General features: G+C 68.5%; 19 protein-coding genes, 1 tRNA gene and 1 other RNA gene. 8 read left to right on the top strand and 13 right to left on the bottom strand.

Features of this window, described 5'->3' with window-relative positions; translation table 11 throughout:
- Positions 1 to 8 precede the first annotated feature (8 nt).
- Positions 9 to 344 (top strand): TraR/DksA C4-type zinc finger protein, encoded by a 336-nt coding sequence (locus KUV67_01615; protein ID MBY6203564.1) that lies wholly within the window; start codon positions 9 to 11, stop codon positions 342 to 344.
- Positions 345 to 428: 84 nt separating this feature from the next.
- Positions 429 to 788: a hypothetical protein gene (locus tag KUV67_01610; protein ID MBY6203563.1), complete on the top strand. Its 360-nt coding sequence runs from the start codon at positions 429 to 431 to the stop codon at positions 786 to 788.
- Between the two features lie 16 nt (positions 789 to 804).
- On the opposite strand, the gene KUV67_01605 is transcribed toward KUV67_01610, so the two are convergent.
- From KUV67_01605 to ffs, 6 genes are all read right to left on the bottom strand, one after another.
- Positions 805 to 1,638 carry a peroxiredoxin family protein gene (locus KUV67_01605; GenBank protein MBY6203562.1) on the bottom strand — a complete coding sequence of 278 codons (834 nt, stop codon included), beginning with the start codon at positions 1,636 to 1,638 and terminating at the stop codon, positions 805 to 807.
- Positions 1,635 to 2,495, bottom strand: a complete 861-nt coding sequence (locus tag KUV67_01600; protein MBY6203561.1) for a zinc-dependent peptidase — start codon at positions 2,493 to 2,495, stop codon at positions 1,635 to 1,637. The genes KUV67_01605 and KUV67_01600 overlap by 4 nt, the downstream gene beginning before the upstream one ends.
- 251 nt (positions 2,496 to 2,746) lie before the next feature.
- Positions 2,747 to 4,189 carry a DNA polymerase Y family protein gene (locus KUV67_01595; GenBank protein ID MBY6203560.1) on the bottom strand — a complete coding sequence of 481 codons (1,443 nt, stop codon included), beginning with the start codon at positions 4,187 to 4,189 and terminating at the stop codon, positions 2,747 to 2,749.
- Between the two features lie 13 nt (positions 4,190 to 4,202).
- Positions 4,203 to 4,883 carry a translesion DNA synthesis-associated protein ImuA gene (imuA, locus tag KUV67_01590; protein ID MBY6203559.1) on the bottom strand — a complete coding sequence of 227 codons (681 nt, stop codon included), beginning with the start codon at positions 4,881 to 4,883 and terminating at the stop codon, positions 4,203 to 4,205.
- Positions 4,884 to 5,180: 297 nt separating this feature from the next.
- Positions 5,181 to 5,513 (bottom strand): ComEA family DNA-binding protein, encoded by a 333-nt coding sequence (locus KUV67_01585; protein MBY6203558.1) that lies wholly within the window; start codon positions 5,511 to 5,513, stop codon positions 5,181 to 5,183.
- 281 nt (positions 5,514 to 5,794) lie between these two features.
- An RNA gene (gene ffs, locus KUV67_01580) (signal recognition particle sRNA small type) lies at positions 5,795 to 5,891 on the bottom strand.
- A gap of 133 nt (positions 5,892 to 6,024) precedes the next feature.
- On the opposite strand from ffs, the gene KUV67_01575 reads away from it, so the two are divergent.
- A tRNA-Ser gene (locus KUV67_01575) sits at positions 6,025 to 6,117 on the top strand.
- A 95-nt stretch (positions 6,118 to 6,212) separates the two neighbouring features.
- Here KUV67_01575 and KUV67_01570 read toward each other — a convergent pair.
- The 3 genes from KUV67_01570 to KUV67_01560 all read right to left on the bottom strand — a co-directional run bounded on the left by KUV67_01570 (position 6,213) and on the right by KUV67_01560 (position 9,939).
- Positions 6,213 to 6,851 carry a MarR family transcriptional regulator gene (locus KUV67_01570; GenBank protein ID MBY6203557.1) on the bottom strand — a complete coding sequence of 213 codons (639 nt, stop codon included), beginning with the start codon at positions 6,849 to 6,851 and terminating at the stop codon, positions 6,213 to 6,215.
- A gap of 204 nt (positions 6,852 to 7,055) precedes the next feature.
- A complete protein-coding gene (locus KUV67_01565) occupies positions 7,056 to 8,294 on the bottom strand; it encodes an NAD(P)/FAD-dependent oxidoreductase (GenBank protein ID MBY6203556.1) in 1,239 nt (412 codons plus the stop codon).
- Between the two features lie 46 nt (positions 8,295 to 8,340).
- Complete coding sequence (locus KUV67_01560; protein ID MBY6203555.1) at positions 8,341 to 9,939, bottom strand: amidohydrolase family protein; 1,599 nt, start codon at positions 9,937 to 9,939, stop codon at positions 8,341 to 8,343.
- Between the two features lie 239 nt (positions 9,940 to 10,178).
- On the opposite strand from KUV67_01560, the gene dnaX reads away from it, so the two are divergent.
- The 5 genes from dnaX to pheA all read left to right on the top strand — a co-directional run bounded on the left by dnaX (position 10,179) and on the right by pheA (position 15,470).
- The gene (dnaX, locus tag KUV67_01555; GenBank protein MBY6203554.1) at positions 10,179 to 11,954 is read left to right on the top strand and encodes a DNA polymerase III subunit gamma/tau; all 1,776 of its coding nucleotides are present in this window, start codon (positions 10,179 to 10,181) and stop codon (positions 11,952 to 11,954) included.
- Between the two features lie 51 nt (positions 11,955 to 12,005).
- Complete coding sequence (locus tag KUV67_01550; protein ID MBY6203553.1) at positions 12,006 to 12,323, top strand: YbaB/EbfC family nucleoid-associated protein; 318 nt, start codon at positions 12,006 to 12,008, stop codon at positions 12,321 to 12,323.
- A 19-nt stretch (positions 12,324 to 12,342) separates the two neighbouring features.
- A complete protein-coding gene (gene recR / locus KUV67_01545) occupies positions 12,343 to 12,945 on the top strand; it encodes a recombination mediator RecR (protein ID MBY6203552.1) in 603 nt (200 codons plus the stop codon).
- Positions 12,946 to 13,261: 316 nt separating this feature from the next.
- Positions 13,262 to 14,329 (top strand): 3-phosphoserine/phosphohydroxythreonine transaminase, encoded by a 1,068-nt coding sequence (serC, locus tag KUV67_01540; GenBank protein ID MBY6203551.1) that lies wholly within the window; start codon positions 13,262 to 13,264, stop codon positions 14,327 to 14,329.
- Positions 14,322 to 15,470, top strand: a complete 1,149-nt coding sequence (gene pheA, locus KUV67_01535; protein ID MBY6203550.1) for a prephenate dehydratase — start codon at positions 14,322 to 14,324, stop codon at positions 15,468 to 15,470. The genes serC and pheA overlap by 8 nt, the downstream gene beginning before the upstream one ends.
- Positions 15,471 to 15,792: 322 nt before the next feature.
- On the opposite strand, the gene KUV67_01530 is transcribed toward pheA, so the two are convergent.
- From KUV67_01530 to KUV67_01515, 4 genes are all read right to left on the bottom strand, one after another.
- Entirely contained in the window at positions 15,793 to 16,047 is a 255-nt protein-coding gene (locus KUV67_01530) for a hypothetical protein (protein ID MBY6203549.1), read from the bottom strand.
- Between the two features lie 76 nt (positions 16,048 to 16,123).
- A complete protein-coding gene (locus KUV67_01525) occupies positions 16,124 to 17,575 on the bottom strand; it encodes a hypothetical protein (GenBank protein ID MBY6203548.1) in 1,452 nt (483 codons plus the stop codon).
- A 152-nt stretch (positions 17,576 to 17,727) separates the two neighbouring features.
- A complete protein-coding gene (locus tag KUV67_01520; protein MBY6203547.1) occupies positions 17,728 to 18,153 on the bottom strand; it encodes a hypothetical protein in 426 nt (141 codons plus the stop codon).
- Positions 18,150 to 19,520 (bottom strand): hypothetical protein, encoded by a 1,371-nt coding sequence (locus KUV67_01515; protein MBY6203546.1) that lies wholly within the window; start codon positions 19,518 to 19,520, stop codon positions 18,150 to 18,152. Before KUV67_01515 ends, KUV67_01520 begins: the two co-directional genes overlap by 4 nt.
- Positions 19,521 to 19,529: the final 9 nt, after the last annotated feature.

Raw genomic sequence — 19,529 nt, 5'->3', positions numbered from 1 at the left:
CTCGTGGAATGAGTGACGTGGATTGGACGGCGCTGATCGAGGCCCGGCTTGCCGAGCTGCGGGTGGCCAGCGAGGCCTCGCGCGATGACCGCGAGCCGGTCGAGCTGGACCAGACGCGTCAGGGACGACTGTCACGGATTGACGCCATGCAGGGCCAGGCGATGGCGCAAGCTTCAGAAGCACGCAGGGCGCAGCAGATTTCACGACTGAAGGCGGCGCTGGAGCGGCTCGAGCGGGGTGACTTCGGCGAATGCCTCGACTGCGGCGAGCCGATCGCCGAGGCCCGACTGACCAACGACCCCGCAGTCACGCTGTGCATCGACTGCGCGGGCGCGCGGGAGTAGTTCGAGACAGCCGTTCGCGAGATTCCTGTTGAAATCCGCGACCGGCAGGAGTGTACTGGGCTCGGATCCACAGCCCAGGCCGCCATGTCCTCTCCGATCGTGTTCCTCGATATCGCCGGGCCGGACGACGAAGCGCTCCGGACCTTCTACAAGACCATCTTCGACTGGCGCTTCACGCCCACCGGTCAGATCGAGCTCGACGTGCTGCAGCCGCTGCGCGCGGCGATCCGCCGGGATCCGAAGGAGAAGCGGCTCTACGTCGGGGTCTCGGACGTGACGGCCTGCCTCGAAGCGATCGAGGATGCCGGCGGCAGCATCGACACGCCGCGCTTCGAAGTGCCGGGCCTGGTCGTCCTCGGCCTGTTCCGCGACCCGGCGGGCAATCCGATGGGCCTGGTCGAGATGGACGGCGACAAGCCGAAGGTGCCGCCGGCCGACGACTGAGCCGGCGTCAGCGCTTCTACGATTCGTCGAGCACCTGGAGGTAGACCGACGGATCGGGGCGGAGCCGGTAGTTGTCGGCCACCTCGACGAAGCGCACGATGCCCTCGGCGTCGATCACGATGACCGTGGGCACGGCGGCATCGCGCGGGTAGCCCAGCAGTTCGAGACCGGCCGGCGTCGCGCCGGGCGCGTGCAGGCCGAGCGTGCGCGCCGCCAGGCCGTCCGGGTCGCGCAGGAACGCACCGGACAGGTCGAAGTTCGCCGCGATCGCACGGGTCTGCCCCTGGCCCTGGTTGCTGATGAACCATAGGGTGGCCTCATCGGCCACATCGCGCCACGCGGCGACCAGTTCCCTGATCTGGGCAACGCACAGCGGGCACCAGTTGCCGCGGTAGAACACCAGCACCGCCGGCTTCCCGCGCAGCGCTTCGGACTCGATCGGCGCACCGTCCTCGGTCTGGAGCGTTAACGGGGGCAGCGGCTGGCCGGGCACCGGGGCGTTCGGTGCCGCCGGCTGCACCGAGTACCAGCGCAGGTAGATCATCCAGCCGATCAGCACGCCGATGCCGCCGGCGAGAAACATGTTCCAGACCTCGCCGTAGCGGTACACCGCCGCTGCGCACAGCACCGCGCCCAGGCCGATGATGGCCGAAACCAGCACCGGGTGACGGTCCGTTCGTGCCGGGCCGCCGATGAACAGCCAGGCGAAGAACCCGAGCGGCGCGGCCGCGGCGACGATCAGTCCGGCCGGTGCCAGCAGCGGCACCTCCGGGCGAGCCAGCATCAGCGCAGCGAACACCAGCAGCGCGACCAGCGACAGCAGGAACAGGGTGATGAACCAGCGCTTCATGACCGTTTTTCCTCGCGATTCACCCGGTGTTCTTCGCGTTCTGCAGTCCACCAGGCGAGTGGGTCGACGCCGAAGGCCCGCTGCATCTGCGCGTAGAGTTCCGGGTGGTGTTTCTCGAGCTGCATGGGCTTTTCGTAGAAGGTCTCGACCAGGACCGCGAAGAACTCGGCCGGGTTGGTTGCGCCGTAATGGTCCATGACGGTTTCGACATCACGGGCAGCGTACTCCTGAAGCCGATCGTACTCGGGCTGCAGGGTGCGCGCCCAGCTGACGTAGTGACTCTTCTGTTCGAGGATCGGCGCGCCGTCCATCGCGCCATCGGCCTCGTCGAGCTTGTGCGCGAACTCGTGCAGGATCACGTTGTGGCCGTCGTGGACGTCGCGCGCACCGTGCTCCGACGCGTCCCAGGCCAGGACCATCGGTCCGCGCTTCCAGGACTCGCCCAGCCGGGCCTGCCGGCCGACCTGCTCGACCAGGCCGTCGTGGTGCTTCTGCTCCGAGACAAAGGTGCCCGGGTAGACCAGCACGTTGGTGAAGTCAGCGAACTCGAGGTCGTCGCGGCCCAGCAGCAGGATGCAGGCCGTGCCCGCGATCGTCAGCCGGACTTCGTCGTCGATGGTCTGGCCCTTCAGGCCGTGGAAGCGCTTGTCGAACAGGAACACCTGGACGTGACGCTCCAGCTTGGCCTTCAGATCGTCGGGCAGGCGGCGGTACAGCGGGATGTTGTCGTGCAGGATCCGCCGCTGGACCTCGGACAGCGGCGTGGCCGCGGCGCGCTTGCGCTGGCGAAAGCGCAGGAAACGATGGGCGCCCCAGGCGAGCAGGGCGACGGCAACAATGACGAGGATCGCTTTCATCACGGTCCGGCGGCGTCGGCAGCGGGGAACGATAGCAGTAGGAGGGACCAGGGGGAAGGACCAGGGGGAAGGACCAGGGACGCGTGGGGAGCGGGGCGATGGGTGAGGCGCCAGTGGTGAGGGGCGGTGACCGAGGGCGGCCTCTTCGCTGCAGCGACTGGACCCTCGTCACTCGCCCCTCACCATTGAATCCTCAACGCCGGCCCATCCGCCCGGCCGAACTGTTTTTCACCCGTCCCTGACCCCTCGCCCTACCCGAAAACTCCATGCACGAACCAGCCGTCGCGCGGCTTGTACTCGCGGAACACCCACAGCCGGTGACCGCTCGCGTCGTGCGCTACCCAGTAGTCGCGGCGGCAGTCCTGGCCGTCCCACCAGCCGGTCTCGATCCGCTCGGGGCCGTCGATCAGGCGGAGATCGTCGAGGCGGCACGGCCGCGGGTCGGGCAGCAGCCAGGCCGGACGTTCCGGCGCGTCGTCGGCCACCGCGGTGGTGCCGGGCTTCGTCCACGCCCAGGCCTTTTCAGGTCGGTGGTCGGACTTCGGCGCCACGCCGCACAGGCCGTCCTCGCCGATCCGCGCCTCCAGCCGGTCGAGCAGTGCCGGCCAGGCATCGTTGATGTTGGTGCCGGACCAGAGATCGGCCTGCGGCGGGCGCTGGCCGCTGACGCTGTCGGCCTCGACCCGCAGCGTCTCGATGTCGGATTGGATGCGGATCGGTTCGAGCTTGAGCTTGAGGATCTCGAGCAGCCGGTCGCGCTGGAAGCCCGGCTGGCCGAGGCCGGCCGAGAACGCGATCTTCGGGCCCTGGTCCTCGGGCACCAGCGTCACGTGCAGGCGGGTCAGGCGCTGGTCGCGCACGCGCAGCCAGTGCTCCAGCCCGTCGAGCACGCGGTTCAGCGCGAAGATCAGCGCATCCGTCCGGCGCACCGGCACCGGCAGGTCGACGGTGCGGGCGAAGGTCTCCGGCGGCTGCCAGTAGACCAGCGGCGTCTCCAGCCGGCCGCGCAGCTGGTCCAGGTAGCGGCCCACGCCCTGGCCGAGACGGCGGTCGAGCTCGAAGCGCGGCAGGCGGACCAGGTCGCGGACCTGTCGGACACCCAGGCCGTCCAGCTTGCGCCGTTCGGCCGGGGCCAGCTCCAGATGCTCGATCGGCCAGGCGGCCAGCGTCTTCTCCAGCGCGTCCAGGGTCTCGGCGCGGCTGCCTGCGCGCGCCATCAGGCCGGCGGCCGCGGCCACCGGCGCCACGCCGAGCCGGGTGGTCACGCCCAGCGGGGCCAGGGCCTCGTCCAGGGCGTCCAGCAGCGTATCCAGCGGGCCGTGCAGCCGCCGGCTGCCACCGACTTCGAGCACCACGCCGTCGCCGGTCAGCGCGACCTGGTGGCTGAACCCGTAGGCGACCAGGGCCAGGTCCTCGAGCCAGGCGGCTTCCGCGCGCCGGTCGCGCGGCTGGCTGTCGAGCCGGGGAGCGATCGCCAGCGCATCGGTCAGCGCCTGGCCGGTGCGCACGCCCAGCCGGGCCGCGGCCTCGTCGACCGCGACCAGCCGGATCTGCCCGCCGACCGTGTCGTGCGCGGCCCGCGGCCGGTCGTCGGCGTTCTCGTCCGGCGCGCGCATCCGCCCGGCGGCTTCCAGCGCCAGGCGGGGGCAGACGACGCCGGTCCACAGCGCGGCCTTGCGAAGCGTTCCGGACACGCCACCGACCCGTTCAGGCGCGGCGTTCGAGCGCGTGCCGGCGCGCGGCCAGCGTCACCACGTTGTCCGGCGCCAGCCGGATTGGCCCGTTCGCTCTTCCTTGCGCGCTGCGCAGCACCTCGAGCTCGCCGCCGGCGTGCACCGCCAGCCGCAGCGCGGCCAGCGACGGCGGGGCGGGGCAGCCGGGCGGATAGCAGACGAACAGCGGCGCCTCGCCGTTCTCGGCGGCCAGCTGCAGCCGCCGTACCGCGCGCTCGTTGACCTGGTTGCGTTGCGGCCAGACCACCACCGCGCCGCACAGGCCGCTCTTCAGGCACTGCTCGGCGGCCCACAGTGCATGGTCCGGCGCACGCACCACCAGCACCCGGGCCAGGTCCACGCCGGCCCGGTGCAGCCGCTGGGGGCAGGGCACCAGCGGCGGGGCGGCGAGCACCACCGAGCGGCCCTCGCGGGTGCACTCGGCCAGGCAGGGCAGCAGCAGGTCCAGCTCGCCGCTGCCGGCGCGTTCGGGCACCAGCTCGGTCAGCTTGCCGCGCGGCCAGCCCCCGGTCGGCAGCTTCGCGTCCAGCGCGGCGTGGCCGGTCGAGCGGGCCGGGGCGGGCCGCCGCTGGCGGCCCCGCCACAGGTCGTCGCGGTCGGCCAGCAGCTGGCCCAGCGAGATGGGCTTCGAAATGGAGTTGGAATTCAGGGGCATGGCGGGTCTCCGTGCTCGGGTGTGGAGAACTGTATAGAAGTACAGTTTCTCAGATTCCGAGAACCCGCGGGTGAATACCGGGGCTGGACGCAGAACGCCCGGCGCGTGGCCGGGCGGTATCCATTTCCATTCAATGACTTGCGGCATCAATCTGCCGATCGGTTCAAGACCCCGGGCCGCGCCGGCCCGGATGGAGAGTGGGGCGCGCCGTTCCTGCCAACGCCGTAGCGGACGGCGCGCCCCGGTTGCCGGTGCAGCCCCCACGGCCCCCGGCATCGACGGTGCTTCGTCGCGTGGTCAGCCGTCGTCGCTGATGCCCAGCCGGATGCGCTCGCGGTTGTTGTCGACCGTGGCCATGCCGATGCCGCGGACGTTGACCAGCTCGTCGATGTGGCGGAACGGGCCGTTCTCTTCGCGGTAGGCGACGATCGCCTCGGCCTTCGACGTGCCGACGCCGACCAGGGTCTCGGCCAGCTGCTCGGCGGTGGCCGTGTTGACGTCGACCTGGGCCTCGTCGGCGGCCAGCGCCGCACCGCCCAGCGAAAACGCCAGGACCAGGGCGAGGACGATCTGCTTCAACGACGGTTTGAACGACGGCTTGAACGATTGATCGAACGATTGCTTGAACATGTGGTGCCTCCTTCGGATAACGATGTCTGGATATCGACGGGCGCCGGCGCCGTGCCGGTCACCTCGCGATCCAGTCTGTCGATCCGGCGGCGCACCGGCCATCGGAAACCGCCGCGTCCGCACGTCGGAAATCCACCCGACCGCATCGGGCGGATTGCGCAGGCTCGTAGGAAAATTCCGCAGGCGGGAACGGCCTGCACGGTGCGCCGCAGGCCGGCCGCAAACGAGCGCGGGCCGGCAGAACACCGGCCCGCGACCTGGAAAAGAGGGAAAGAGGTGGCCCCCGACCGCCCGATCCCGTCACCCACATCCCCCGCTGCCGCTGCTCCCTTCCGGGCCTGACGGGGTTCACGGGTTCGTGGTGCGGGGAGACCGACGAGGACCACCAGCGCGTATTGTCGCAAATTCCCGGCGGCGCGTCAGCCATTCGGGCGCTTGCGCGGTCGCATTCCGGTTTCGAGGCCGTTATAATCTCCGGCTCGCCTGGGTCCTGCCCGGGCGGCGATTTTCCGGAGAGGTGGCCGAGTGGCTGAAGGCGCTCCCCTGCTAAGGGAGTATGGGGTCAAAAGCCCCATCGAGGGTTCGAATCCCTCTCTCTCCGCCAACAAAGAAAACGCCCCGCCATCGTGCGGGGCCTGTTCTTTTTTGGGCGCAGAGCGTCATGGGCTTCCGGTACCGATCACGCTCCACTGCCTCCCATCAGCTGGCTGCCGGACGGCGCGTGGCAAGCAGCGCCGCATGCAGCTCGTCGAGCGCGGCGCCCGGGATGTGCTCGATCGGCATGTCGGCCAGTGCATCGTCGACGATGGCCTGCGCATCGGCCAGCATCTCGCGTCCCGCGTCGGTGAGGCGGGCCAGCGAGCTGCGCGAGTCGCGCTCGCTGCGGATGCTGGTGACCACGCCGATCTTCTCCAACGGCTTCAGTGCTCGCGTGATCGCCGACGGCGTCAGGCCGACTTCGGCCGCTAGGTCGACGCGCATCGCGCCAGCCTGCGGGAAGCGGGACAGGCTCTTCAGTATCCGGAACTCACGGAACGAGATGCCCCGGCGAAACGAGATTTCGCGGTCCAGTCGGCGTTCGATCAGGTCGGCGATTTCGATCAGGGTCATGGCGGCAGTTTCACTCGGTGTGCAGGTAGATATTTTCATGATGCGTGAATGATACTTGAGCGCGCAAATAAAAGCAACAAACTCGACCGAACGGCACGTTCGACAGAATGCGGGTGGGCCTTCAGGCACGATTCGTGAAGCGACGCCGCCGCCCGGTCCGGAACGATCACGGTGGGCGACCAAGTGTCTGATTCCATCGACGAAACGCCCCGGATGCGCTTCGCCCATCCGGGCTACGAACAGGGAGAGACACTGGGTCCCGCATCAAGTGCGGGACGACGGGGAGGGCGGGATCCCGGGTTCGATCTCCAGCTGCAGATTCGGTCTGCCAGGTGCCTGTGGGAGTGAGCTTGCGAGCGAAGAACGAGCCGGTCGTGGGCCTTCGCTCGCAAGCTCACTCCCACAGATCTGTCGATGTTCGATTCGAGATGATCAAGCGACTTCCCCCGCCGCATGCCCCGAGGCCCAGGCCCACTGGAAGTTGTGGCCGCCGAGGTGGCCGGTGACGTCGACGACTTCGCCGATGAAGTACAGGCCCGGGTAGTCCTTGCACTCCATGGTCTTCGACGACAGGGCGTCGGTGTCGACGCCGCCGATCGTGACCTCCGCGGTCGCGTAGCCTTCCGAGCCGCTGGGCCAGACGGTCCAGCGATGGACACGGTCGGCGATGTTCCGGATGTCGGCGTCGGACAGGTCGGCCATCTGCTTGTCGTCGATCCCCAGCGCGATCCAGCGTTCGGCCACGCGCTTGGTCAGGCGATCGCCGAGCCAGGTCTTCAGCGCTTTCTTCGGCTGCTCGCGCCGCGCGGTCTTCAATTCCGCCTCCAGGTCGACGCCGGGCGCCAGGTCAAGGGTCATCGGCTGCCCCACGTCCCAGTAGGACGAGGCCTGGAGCACGGCCGGGCCGCTGAGCCCCTTGTGCGTAAACAGCATGGCTTCGCGGAAGCGACCTTCTCCTGCGCTGACTTCGCTGTCGAGCGAGACGCCGGCCAGGTCGGCGATCTGCTCGAGCTTGCGGCCCTCGAAGGTCACGGGCACCAGCGCCGCGCGGGTGGGGTGGACCTTCAGGCCGAGCGAGCGGGCGAAGTCGAAGCCGAAGCCGGTCGCCCCCATGCGCGGAATCGAGTAGCCGCCCGTCGCGATCACCAGCGACTCGCAGGTCGCTTCGCGTTCCGTACCATCGACCGTCAGCCGCACGCGGTACGGTCGGCCTGCGCTCCGGTCACCCCGCTCGATCAGTTCCATCGGGCAGTGCGTTCGAACCGTCACGCCGGCCGCCTCGCACTCGGCCAGCAGCATGCGCACGATGTCCTTCGACGAGCGGTCGCAGAACAGCTGGCCCAGGGTCTTCTCGTGCCACGGGATGCCGTGCTTGTCGACCAGCGCGATGAAGTCCCACTGGGTGTAGCGGGCCAGCGCCGACTTGACGAAGTGCGGATTCGCCGACAGGAAGTTCTCGGGCCCGCAGTGCAGGTTGGTGAAGTTGCAGCGCCCGCCGCCGGACATCAGGATCTTCTTGCCGACCTTGTTGGCGTGGTCGGCGACCAGGACCCGCCGCCCGCGCTGGCCGGCGGTGATGGCGCACATCAGCCCGGCCGCGCCGGCGCCGATGACGATCACGTCCCAGGGTCGGTTCGGGTCGGGGGAGAGGGCGGACTCGGGCTCGCTCATGCGCGGAGTCTAGCGGCTCGCGCGTGCCGGATGCCTCCGGGACCGGTCAGTCGGCCATCTGCACGCGCAGCAGGGGGCTCCGGATCGCGGCGAAGAAGATCTTCAGGTTCTGCGACGGGCTGCCGGCGCGCGCCTCGGAGAACGCCAGCAGTGCATCGAGCGCGTCACGGTCGAAGTACCGTCCGGCGAGGAATACTCCGGCGATCTCGCGCGTATGGCCGATGTCCTCCAGCGGGTTGGCGTCGAGCAGCAGCAGGTCGGCGGTCCTGCCGGATGCAACGGTGCCGAGGCGGTCGGCGGCTCCGCTGTACTCGGCCGCGCCCAGCGTGGCCGCGCGCAGCACCTCGGCATTCGTCAGGCCGGCCTCGACCAGCGCTTCGAGCTCGTCGTGGAGGCCCGCGCCGGGAACGGAATAGGTGTCCATCGCATCGGTGCCGACGAGGATGTCCACGCCGGCGTCGTTGGCCTGGACCACGTGGCGCTGGGCCAGGCGGTAGAGCTCGCGCCGCACGTTGCGTCCGTCGTTGCCGACGGCCGAAGCGGCCATGCGGTCGGCGTCGGGGAACCACATCAGGCGGCGGACCAGCCAGGGCACGTAGCGCAGGCCGGCGTCCTTGCGGAAGTCGGCGTCGTCGGCGAAGCCTTCCATGCGCAGCGTGAGCAGGGTGGGCGTCCACGCGGTGTCGGAGGCGGCCATGCGCTGCATCAGCGCCGAGCAGCGCGCCGGGTCCTGCTCGTCGACCAGGCGGCGGCGCAGGTCGCCGTCGTAGGCGGCCATCGGTCGCTCCCGGGCCCGGAATGCCTCGGCGTCCTCGAAGCACTCGAAGGCGAACAGGCGGCCGTGCTCGATGCTGCGCTGGCCCGCGTCGATCACCTGTTCCAGCGAGACGCGGACCGGCCGGTGGCCGGCGACCGACATGCCGTGCTCGCGCGCAGCGCCGGCCAGTGCGGCATAGGCCGCGGGGCTCAGTTCCGAGTAGACCTTCAGCGTATCGACGCCGTGCTCGGCGTACCAGGCGGCCATCGCGCGCGCCTCGGCCGGCGTCGAGGCGCGGAAGAAGGCTTCGTAGCCCTCGGGCACTTCGCTGCCGCCGTTGATCTGGAAGCTGGACTGGCCGACGTAGCGCGGGTGCACACCGCGACCCTCGGCCAGCGCCCGGTTCCACCGCTGCCGATCCTCGGCGCAGGCGAAGAACGGGTCGGGTCGCGACATGCAGCCCCACATCTCGCGCACGGCCGTGACGCCGTGGGCGATGAACAGCGGATGCTGGAACTGCGGCGCGAAGGCGTTGGAGTGCGTGTGCATGTCCCACAGGCCGGGGACGAGGAAGCGGCCGCGCCCGTCGATCTCGACCGCGCCTTGGGGCACCGGCCCGGTACCGGTCGCCGAGATCGACTCGATCGTGCCGGCCCGAAGCATCACGTCGCGTCCGGGCCGCACCGTGCCCGTTTCGACGTCGACGACCGACACGTCACGGATCACGAAGTCGCCGCTCACGCTGCGATCGGGCGGGTCCGGCGCCGGCCAGGCGAGCAGGATCGCCACCAGCCCGAGGACGCCGAGCAGGAGCAGGACAGCGGCGATGGCCGTCCGCTTCAGAACGCGCCGCAGGGGCCGGGGTGGGGCAGCTTCGGGGTCGGGCATCGTCGAGCCGGTCCTGGGGAAAGGGCAAGGGAGCGAGTGCGCTGGACCACAGTCTGCTTTTTCCAACGACCCGCTGCACGTGCCGCAGGTCACGGAAAGGTGCCGGGCGGCCCTTCGGCCGACGGCGATCGGCCCGCGGCCCGCGGGGACGGTTGGTGTAGACTCGGTGAACCGGGTTGCGGTCGCCGATCGGGCTGCCGCGGACACCCCCTCGACCCCACCGTCTGCGGAAAAATATCTTGAGTTATCAGGTTCTTGCAAGGAAGTGGCGGCCCCGGACCTTTGCCGACCTGGTCGGCCAGCAGCACGTGGTCCGGGCCCTGTCGAACGGCCTGAACGAGGGCCGGTTGCACCACGCCTTCCTGTTCACCGGCACGCGCGGGGTGGGCAAGACCACGATCGCGCGGATCCTCGCCAAGTCGCTGAACTGCCAGACCGGGGTGACCGCCGAACCCTGCGGCGAATGCGAGCATTGCGTGGCGATCGACGAGGGCCGCTTCGTCGACCTGATGGAGATCGACGCGGCGTCGCGGACCAAGGTCGACGACACGCGCGAGATCCTCGACAACGTGCAGTACGCACCGGCCCGCGGCCGCTTCAAGGTGTACCTGATCGACGAGGTGCACATGCTGTCCACGCACAGCTTCAACGCGCTGCTGAAGACGCTGGAGGAGCCGCCGGAGCACGTCAAGTTCGTGCTCGCGACCACCGACCCGCAGAAGATCCCGGTCACCATCCTGTCGCGCTGCATGCAGTTCAACCTGCGTCGGCTCGGCGTCGACGAGATCGGCGGCCAGATCGAGCGCATCCTCGGCGCCGAGGAGCTTTCCTGCGAGGACGAGGCGGTGGCGCTGCTGGCGCGGGCCGCCGACGGCAGCATGCGCGACGGCCTCAGCCTGCTCGACCAGGCCCTGGCCGCAGGCTCGGGCAGGCTCGAAACCGGGGCCGTGGAGGACATGCTCGGCACGGTGGAGAAGCGCCACCTGCACGACATCGTCGAAGGCCTGATCGAGAACGACGCGGCGCGCGCGCTGGCGGCGGTCGACGAGGTGTTCAGCCTGGCCCGCGACCTCGCCCGGCTGCTCGGCGACCTGGCCGAAACGCTGCACCGCGTTTCCCTGATCCAGCATGTCCCCGACTACCGCGACGACAGCCGAAGCGACTGGGAGCAGCTGGTCGACTGGGCGAGTCGGCTCGACCCGGAAGACGTGCAGCTCTACTACCAGATCGCGGTCACCGGCAGGCGCGACCTGGGTCTCGCGCCCTCGATGCGGACCGGATGCGAAATGACCCTCCTGCGGATGTTCGCGTTCCAGCCGGCCGGCGAGGGCGGAGCGGCCCGGCCGGACAAGGTCGACAGCCAGTCCGCCTCGCCCGCGTCCCGGGCGAGATCCGCCGCACCGGCCGCGGCGTCGGGATCGAGCGCCAGCGCCGATGCGGTCCGCGAAGCGTCGCCGCCCGCAGCGTCGTCCACGTCGTCGTCCGTCCCGCCGCCCGCCCCGCCGCCGTCGCACCGGCGGCAGACGACGGACGACCCGCGACCGGAACCGCCGCCGCCCGAACGTGTCGAGCCGCGCCGCGAATCGCCGGCCCCGGCCGCGACGCCGGCGCCGAAGCTCGCCCCCGAGACCTGGGCCGAGGTCCTCGACAGCCTCGAACTCAACGGCTCGGTGCGCGCGGTCGCCGGCATGCTCGCCCTGGTCCGGGTCGACGAGGGCCGACTTGAATTTCACGTGCCGCGCGACGATCTGGTCCTGGTCACGGAACGCTTCAAGGCCAGTCTCGGCGAGGCCATCGAACGCCAGGCCGGCGGCCCGAAGCGGATCGACGTCAAGCCGGTCGATCACGACGACCTGGTCACCCCGGCGAAGCTGGCCCAGGACGACCAGGCCGAGCGCCAGGCCCAGGCCGAAGCGGCGGTCGCGAGCGACCCCGTGGTGCGCAACCTCCAGGACACCTTCGATGCCGAAGTCGTGCCCGGCAGCGTGCGTCCCGGCGAGCCGACGCGGCACTGATCGCACCGCGTTCGTCGATCACGAACTTTCTACAGATTCCCGGAGAAACCCATGAAAGGCAACATCGCGCAGTTGATGCAGCAAGCGCAGAAGATGCAGGAGAACATGAAGAAGGCGCAGGCCGAGATGGCCGAGCTGGAGGTCACGGGCGAATCCGGCGGCGGCATGGTCAAGGTCACCATGAACGGCCGCCACGCCGTGCAGAAGGTCGAGATCGAGCCGTCGGCCGGCGAGGACCTGGAAATGCTCGAAGACCTGATCGCCGCGGCGATCAACGATGCGGTCAACCGCGTGGCCGAGGTCAGCAAGGAAAAGATGGCCTCGATGACCGGTGGCCTGCCGATGCCGCCCGGCTTCTCCCTCCCCTGATCGCGGCGCGTCGACCCGAGTGAACGATCCGCTTCTCGATGAGCTGCTGACCGCGCTGCGCTGTCTGCCGGGCGTCGGTGCGCGCACCGCCCAGCGGATGGCGCTGCACCTGCTCGAGCGCGACCGGCGGGGCGGTCGCGAACTGGCCGACGTGCTCGGCCGCGCCATGCAGGACATCCGACGCTGCTCGCGCTGCCGCAATTTTACTTCCGACGAGCTGTGCGGCATCTGCCGGTCGGACAAGCGGGCCCGCGGCGTGCTGTGCGTGGTCGAGGCGCCCGGCGACGTGCTGGCGATCGAACAGGCCACCGGCTACGACGGCCAGTACTTCGTGCTGCTCGGCCGCCTGTCGCCGCTCGACGGCATCGGCCCCGAGGACATCGGGCTCGACCAGCTCGAGCAGCGCCTTTCCGACGAGCCGATCGACGAGATCATCGTGGCCACCAATTCCACCGTCGAAGGGGAAGCCACCGCACACTACATCGCCGGACTGGCGAACAAGCGCGGCATCAAGCTCAGCCGCCTCGCCCAGGGCGTGCCGCTCGGCGGCGAACTCGAACACACCGACTCCTCGACCCTGGCCCACGCCTTCGCCTCCAGACTCCCCGTCCGCGGCGACTGACATCGCCTCGTTCGTTGGCGTGCTGTCTTCCTTTAGAGGATGGACGCAAAGGCGCCAAGGGGCGAAGGACGCCAAGAAACAAGTCGTGCAGAGAATGAAAGACCTGTCGATCCGGACGGGCTGAACCAGCGGGAGGCTTTTTCCTGGAGCTGGTTGACGACTGCTTCCGAGGTTTGAAACCCGGTAATTGTTCCTCTTCGCGATCTTTGCTCCTTCGCGCCTTTGTGTCCATCCTCTAAACGGTCGGGGCACGACGGCCTGCTTTTCCTCGAATTACTGCTTCATACTGGACGCCTGAGCAAGGACGTCCGTAACGATGACGATTCACAATTTCAGTGCCGGGCCGTCCGCGTTGCCGCGGCCGGTGCGCGAGAAGCTGGCCGAGACCTTCGCGCTGGACGGGGACTTCACGCCGTCGGTGGTCGAGATTTCGCATCGCGGCAAGCCGTTCATGGCGCTGGCCGAGCGCCTCGAGGCCGGCCTGCGCCGCCTGATGGGCGTCGGCGACGAGCACGCGGTGCTGCTGCTGCAGGGCGGGGCGCACCTGCAGTTCGCGATGCTGCCGATGAACTTCGCCCGCGATCGCACCGCGGCGTTCACGATCACCGGTCACTGGGGCGAGAAGGCCTTTGCCGAGAGTGCGCGGATCGTCGAGACGCGCCTCGTGGCCAGCGGCTCCGACCAGGGCTATCGGGACCTGCCCGAGCTCGGCCACCTGCCGGCCGACGCCGCCTACCTGCACTACACCGGCAACGAGACCATCCACGGGGTTCAGTACGCCGAGCCGCCCGCGGCGGCGGTGCCGCTGGCGGCCGATCTTTCCAGCGAGTTCCTGTCGCGACCGTACCCCTACGCCGACCTCGGCATGATGTACGCGGGCGCGCAGAAGAACCTGGGCGTGGCCGGGCTCACGGTGGTGCTGGTCCGTCGCGACCTGCTCGAGCGAATCCCCGAGGACCTGCCGAGCTACCTCGACTACCGCACCTGGGTCGATTCCGACTCGATGAAGAACACCCCGTGCACCTTCGCCTGGTACGTGGCGCTGGAGGTGATCGACTGGATCGAATCGCTCGGCGGGCTGGGCGCGATCGGCGTACGCAACCGCGACAAGGCCGACCGCCTCTACGCCGCGATCGACGCCTCGGAGTTCTACGCCAACTCGGTTCACCCGGACGCACGCTCGATGATGAACGTTCCCTTCGTGCTGGCCGACGAGTCGCTGACGATGCGCTTCGTCGAGCAGGCCGAGGCCGAAGGGATGCCGGGCTTGAAGGGCCACCGCGCGGTTGGCGGCCTGCGGGCCAGCCTCTACAATGCCGTGGAGCCGGACGCGGTCACCGCGCTGGTCGAGTTCATGCACGAGTTCGAGCGTCGCCATGGCTGAAGCGTCCGACAAGCCCGATCCCGCCCGCCTCGCGGAGATCCGCGAGCGTATCGACGCGCTCGACGCGAAGATCCAGGCCGCGATTTCCGAGCGCGCGAAGCTCGCGCTGGAGGTCCGTGCCAGCAAGGGTGACCTGGGTCGCGGCGCGGAATACTACCGGCCGGATCGCGAGGCGCAGGTGTTGCGCAACGTCATTGACCGCAACGACGGCCCGCTGTCCGACTCGGTGATGCTGCGCCTCTTCCGCGAGATCATGTCGGCCTGCCTGGCCCAGCAGGAGCCGATGAAGATCGCCTACCTCGGCCCCGAAGGCACGTTCACCCAGCAGGCGGTCTACCGCCAGTTCGGCCACTCGGTCCAGGCGATCGCCGCCGAGAGCATCGAGGACGTGTTCCTCCAGGTGCAGAGCGGGGAGGCCGACTTCGGCGTCGTGCCGGTCGAGAACTCGACCCAGGGCATGGTCAGCCACACGCTGGACATGTTCCTGAACGTTGAGGTCAAGATCTGTGCCGAGGTCGAGCTGCGCATCCACCAGCACCTCCTGACCCAGGCGAAGTCGCTCGGCGACATCGAAATCGTCTACGCCCACGCCCAGTCGCTGGCCCAGTGCAAGCACTGGCTGCGGGCGCACCTGCCGAAGACGGAGCTGGTCGCCGTGTCCAGCAACGCCGAGGCGGCCCGGCGCGTTCGAACGCGGCCGGAAGCCGCGGCGATTGCCGGGCGTCATGCTGCCGAGGTCTACGGCCTGCCGGTGCTGTTCGGCAACATCGAGGACCACGTCGACAACACCACGCGCTTTCTCGTGCTCGGCCGCGACCTGCTCGAGCCGTCGGGCGACGACAAGACCACGCTGATGGTCGCCGGCCGCGACGGTCCCGGCGCGCTGCTCGACCTGCTCGAACCGCTGGCCCGTCACGGGGTCAACATGAACCGCATCGAATCGCGCCCGTCGCGCCAGGGTCGCTGGGACTACGTGTTCTTCATCGACGTCGACGGCCACGTCACCGACGAGCGGCTCTCCGGCGTCCTCGGTGAGCTCGAGGGCGAAGCGCGCATGGTGAAGATTCTCGGTTCCTATCCGCGCGCCGTGCTCGGCCGCGAACCCGACGCCGCGCGCGAAGAAGACAGCGGCCCGGCCTGAGTTCGAAGCCGAACGCGAAGCTGAACCGATTCGCGCGCAAGCGCCCTCCAACAGGCGATCAGTTCGAACGGCGTGGTGTTCCTGTGGGAGGCCGCTTGCGGGCGAAGGGCGGGGCTTCCTGTGGGAGCGAGGGCCGCATGCACTCGATCACCTCGCAGTCACCTCCTCGCCTTCGTAGGTGTCCCGGAACAGGAGGTCTCTCCGAATTTCACAGCCCAGGACCGACCGGACAGCGTCCATCCAGCCGTAGTTTGTCGTCCCGCACTTGATGCGGGACCCAGCGACGTTCCTGAATTTTGCGCGAGCCAAAGGGCACGGCAACCTATCGCACCGGCACATCCACCCCTTCGTAGCTGTCCTCGAACAGGAGGTCCGTCTCTTCGATGTTCACACCCCAGAACCCGCCGGTCAGCGTCCATCCGTTGCCGGCCAGGTCGATCAGCTCCGTTGCATCGGGCTGGCCGATCGTGCCCGAGAGCTGCCATTGCTGGTCATCCGACTCGGACAGGATTTCGCCGCCGCCGTCGGTCGTGTGCCAGTCGACCGAAAAACTCTGGGCGAGGATTGGAGAGGACATGATCAGAACCAGGCTTGCGGACGCCAGCAAATCGCGCCGCACTCGCCGCAAGTAAGCATCCGCGTCGTTCCGTACGTCAAAGAACATCTCGAAGCTCGTATTCGATTCGTATGCTGTGGAGGGTGGTGGATCCCAGGTTGCACCCTCCGAAGAACGTTACGAAATAGGCGTAGTTCTCGTTATCGATGACGGGAGTAGCGATCGATGCATCCTCGAAAACACGGGGTGAACTGTTCGCACCCGCTGTCACAATGGATGCCATGAAATCGTCCCAATCGCCATCCTCGCGCACTCTTCGTAGCTCGATCCGCAGGTTCGCGTCGCTATCGTCCTCGGTCAGGTGTGCGCGGAATACGCGGACAATCGCACCATGGGGGATTTGCACCGCGCCGCGGAAGCTGTTCGCGCCAATCGAACAGAATGCAGGTTCATTCAGGGTCAATCCACCGAAGTTATGGCTGAAGTCATAGGAAGAAGCGCTCCCAAAGCCCTGCACAAAGGAGCCGGAACTCAGCATCAGCCATCGAGTCCGCGGTTGCGAGTACCGAATATCGCCATTTACGAGTAATCCATTTGCCGGGGGTCCGGAATTCACGCCGACCGAGATTCCGCCGTTGTCGTGGATGCGGAATCGCGTCTGTCCTCCGATCTGCACACGCATCGCGTCACCCGAAGGAATGGAGATGTGCAGCTGATCGCTCGGATTGTTCGTTCCGATTCCGACACCGCCGGCGGCGTCGATCAGGAACTGGTCCGGTCCCGTGGATGCGAACGAGCCCCCGTCGTTCCAGACGAAGACGTTGGAGTGGTTGGCCTGCGCACCTCGCCCCATGGCGACGCTGTCGTTGCCGTCGACCTGGTTCGATCGGCCCCCGGGGATCACGGACCAGTTTCCGTCGACGACATTTCCGATACCGCCACCGATGGCGCTGCCGTTGCCGACGATGGAGTTCGGTGCGCCGGCCAACCCGCCGCCGGCGATCACTGAAGCTTCGTTGGTGTCAGGAATCGAGTTCGCGTCCACTCCGCCGATGATGTTCGGCGCGCCGCTGCTGCTGAAGCCCCACTCGTAGCGCATCGCTCGCTTGCCGTCGACCCGGATGTTCATCGGGGTCGCGTCCGCCGTGCCGAGGTAGGCGCCGGCGGAAAGCCCGGCGTTCCCGCCCAGGTTCCAGGCGGTCCCGCCCGAATCCTGGTCGACCTCGCAGACCACGTTGCCGGACTGTAGAACCTGCGCGATGTACTGGCCCGGCGGGCAGGTTCCGGTAACGCGAAGCTGCACTGCGGTTGGATCGACGCTCCCGCCGCCGACGGATCCCGCAGCCAATCCGGTCGCCAGCAGCGCATACGGCGTGGCCGTGATCTTCTGCCTCGGGCTCAGCGGGGCGCCGTCGACGGTGATCTCGAGGAACCGGTCGCTGCCGTCGAAGGCTCCTCCGCCGAAGTTCAGCTCGACCTGGAACAGGCCGTCCTCGACGGGCCACTGGCCCCGCGCCTGCACGCTGCCGATCTGGGTTCCACCGGTCAACTCGTCGTAGAGCCGGAATTCGAGGTCGGCGATGCCGGTGAAGGGCTGGCCGGCGTCGCGGAGCTGGCCCTGGTAGGTGAAGGACGCGGACTGTGCTGCAGCGCCGATGGAGGCGAAGTAGACGAGGACTGCCAGCATGCGGCGAATCGAGTTCATGGTTGCACTCCGGGAAAGGAAGAGTGAACGGGCGCCCGGGCGCCGAACGCGCCGATGCCAGGACGCGATGCGAAGCGGGCGCCCGCATCGGCGCGGACCAGGGGCCGGCGGGGCGGGACCGGCTGGAACGCTGCATAAGGGCGTGCATGCGGGCGGATCGCGACTTCGACGATGCGCGCGCTCATCGGAATCTGCGATGCGTCGACCGGAAGTTCGAACGCGCCGTCGTCGAGGTCGACGGCCCGATAGCGACGTTCGGCCAGCGGCGTGTCCATGCTGCGGTCGTAGAAACGGATGCGGATGTCGAGCCGTGCATCGAGCGCGGCGAGGTTGCTGAACCGGCCGCGGAGCTGGTCGCCCGATGCCGGAGCTGCCAGCGCGACCCCGAGCGCGAGGCAAAGCACGAAGGCTGCGCGTTTCACGGTCCGCCTCCCTCGAAGCCGTCGATGAACAAGGCGTTTTCCCGCCCGACCAGTCGCACTACAGCAATGCGGTTCCTGTCGAGCGCTTCGTTTTCCGTATAGCCAGTAACGAGGATCTGCTGGCCGTCGCCGCTGACGTCGACGGTCTGAATGAGGTCGAACTGGGGACCCAGCGCCGGATCGAACGCGAAGACGATCGCCTCGCCGCCGTTGAACATCGTGTTCGGCGCGCCGGTCGACCTCAGCACGGTGACGGCGGCATCGATGTCGGTGCGTTGACCGCCGACCGGGCGGCTCCAACCGGCCACGTAGATGCGCCAGGCGTCATACAGGATGTCGTTGATCGAGGATTCGGTGTTGCCGAGCGCAAGGGAAACGAGCCCGCCGTTTCCGAAACCCGTATCCAACGCGCCGTTTTCGGTCAGGGCCACGATCGTCGCCTCGCGCCGGTCGACCGCCTTGAACGCGGTGCCGCCGATCAGGATTCGTCCACCCCCTGCCAGATCGATCGACGCCGCGAATTCGTCAAGGCCTCCACCGCCGTCGTAAGTCCAGACACCGTCGCCGTCGAAGGTCGAGTCCAGCGCCCCGTCCGGCTCGAGGCGGAGGACCAACATGTCCTGATCGCCCTGAGATAACCGCGAACGACCGGCGACCAGGATCCGATCGGCCGGGTCGACGACGACGTCGAAGGCCTGGTCCTCATCGCCGGCGCGGTCGAAGGTGAAGGTCCCGCCGGAGCCGAAGGTGGGGTCGAGTACGCCAGCAGGGGTAAAGCGCGCGACCGAGACGTCGAAGGCCTCGTTGCCGAGGGCCGGCCCTTCCGTGAACCCGACCGCGATGATGCTGCCGTCGGACTGCTCGCCCAGCGCACGGATATACGCGCGCTGGTTGTCGAAGGGCACGCGGTCGAATTCTTCGACCAGTCCTCCGGAAGGCGCGAGCTGGAGCGCGTTGAAGAGCCGAGGCCGGCCGCTGCATCCCTCCTGCACATAGCCAGCGCCGAGATAGTCGCCGTTGCTCAGCCGGATGCCGGTAAGAAAGGACCGGGGCACTTGACAGCCTGGCCATTGCGCATCGAAGCGCTCGAGCGCTCCGGGGGTGCCGTCGGCGAAGATGCGCTGGAAGATGGCTTCGCGAGCGCTGGCGCTGCCGTCATCCGATTGGCCGAACAACAGGATTTCGCCCGTGTCGTCGATCACGCCGGCGCGGGCTTGCGCTCGGGTGCCCGGTTCCAGGATCAGCCTTCCATCCCCGGCGAACGTCGGATCGAAATCGAGCGGTTCCGGAGTCGGACCCGCCTGCGCAAGCGTCGCCACGGCCGTGCCGGCGGCAAAGACGATGCTTCGCGGAAGTGCGGTGTTCATGTGCAGCTC

It is taken from the genome of Halomonas denitrificans, from assembly GCA_019800895.1.
GTDB lineage: Bacteria > Pseudomonadota > Gammaproteobacteria > Xanthomonadales > Wenzhouxiangellaceae.
The sequence above is the reverse complement of the archived record's forward strand: the minus strand, read 5'-3'. Positions and strand labels throughout refer to the sequence as shown.

What these genes read in the sequence shown, in the direction of transcription:
- KUV67_01615 (MBY6203564.1), top strand. Translation starts at nt 9, where the DNA reads ATGAGTGACGTGGATTGGACGGCGCTGATCGAGGCCCGGCTTGCCGAG.
- KUV67_01610 (MBY6203563.1), top strand. Translation starts at nt 429, where the DNA reads ATGTCCTCTCCGATCGTGTTCCTCGATATCGCCGGGCCGGACGACGAA.
- KUV67_01605 (MBY6203562.1), bottom strand. Translation starts at nt 1,638, where the DNA reads ATGAAGCGCTGGTTCATCACCCTGTTCCTGCTGTCGCTGGTCGCGCTG.
- KUV67_01600 (MBY6203561.1), bottom strand. Translation starts at nt 2,495, where the DNA reads ATGAAAGCGATCCTCGTCATTGTTGCCGTCGCCCTGCTCGCCTGGGGC.
- imuA (MBY6203559.1), bottom strand. Translation starts at nt 4,883, where the DNA reads ATGCCCCTGAATTCCAACTCCATTTCGAAGCCCATCTCGCTGGGCCAG.
- KUV67_01585 (MBY6203558.1), bottom strand. Translation starts at nt 5,513, where the DNA reads ATGTTCAAGCAATCGTTCGATCAATCGTTCAAGCCGTCGTTCAAACCG.
- KUV67_01570 (MBY6203557.1), bottom strand. Translation starts at nt 6,851, where the DNA reads ATGGGCGAAGCGCATCCGGGGCGTTTCGTCGATGGAATCAGACACTTG.
- KUV67_01565 (MBY6203556.1), bottom strand. Translation starts at nt 8,294, where the DNA reads ATGAGCGAGCCCGAGTCCGCCCTCTCCCCCGACCCGAACCGACCCTGG.
- KUV67_01560 (MBY6203555.1), bottom strand. Translation starts at nt 9,939, where the DNA reads ATGCCCGACCCCGAAGCTGCCCCACCCCGGCCCCTGCGGCGCGTTCTG.
- KUV67_01550 (MBY6203553.1), top strand. Translation starts at nt 12,006, where the DNA reads ATGAAAGGCAACATCGCGCAGTTGATGCAGCAAGCGCAGAAGATGCAG.
- serC (MBY6203551.1), top strand. Translation starts at nt 13,262, where the DNA reads ATGACGATTCACAATTTCAGTGCCGGGCCGTCCGCGTTGCCGCGGCCG.
- pheA (MBY6203550.1), top strand. Translation starts at nt 14,322, where the DNA reads ATGGCTGAAGCGTCCGACAAGCCCGATCCCGCCCGCCTCGCGGAGATC.
- KUV67_01530 (MBY6203549.1), bottom strand. Translation starts at nt 16,047, where the DNA reads ATGTCCTCTCCAATCCTCGCCCAGAGTTTTTCGGTCGACTGGCACACG.
- KUV67_01515 (MBY6203546.1), bottom strand. Translation starts at nt 19,520, where the DNA reads ATGAACACCGCACTTCCGCGAAGCATCGTCTTTGCCGCCGGCACGGCC.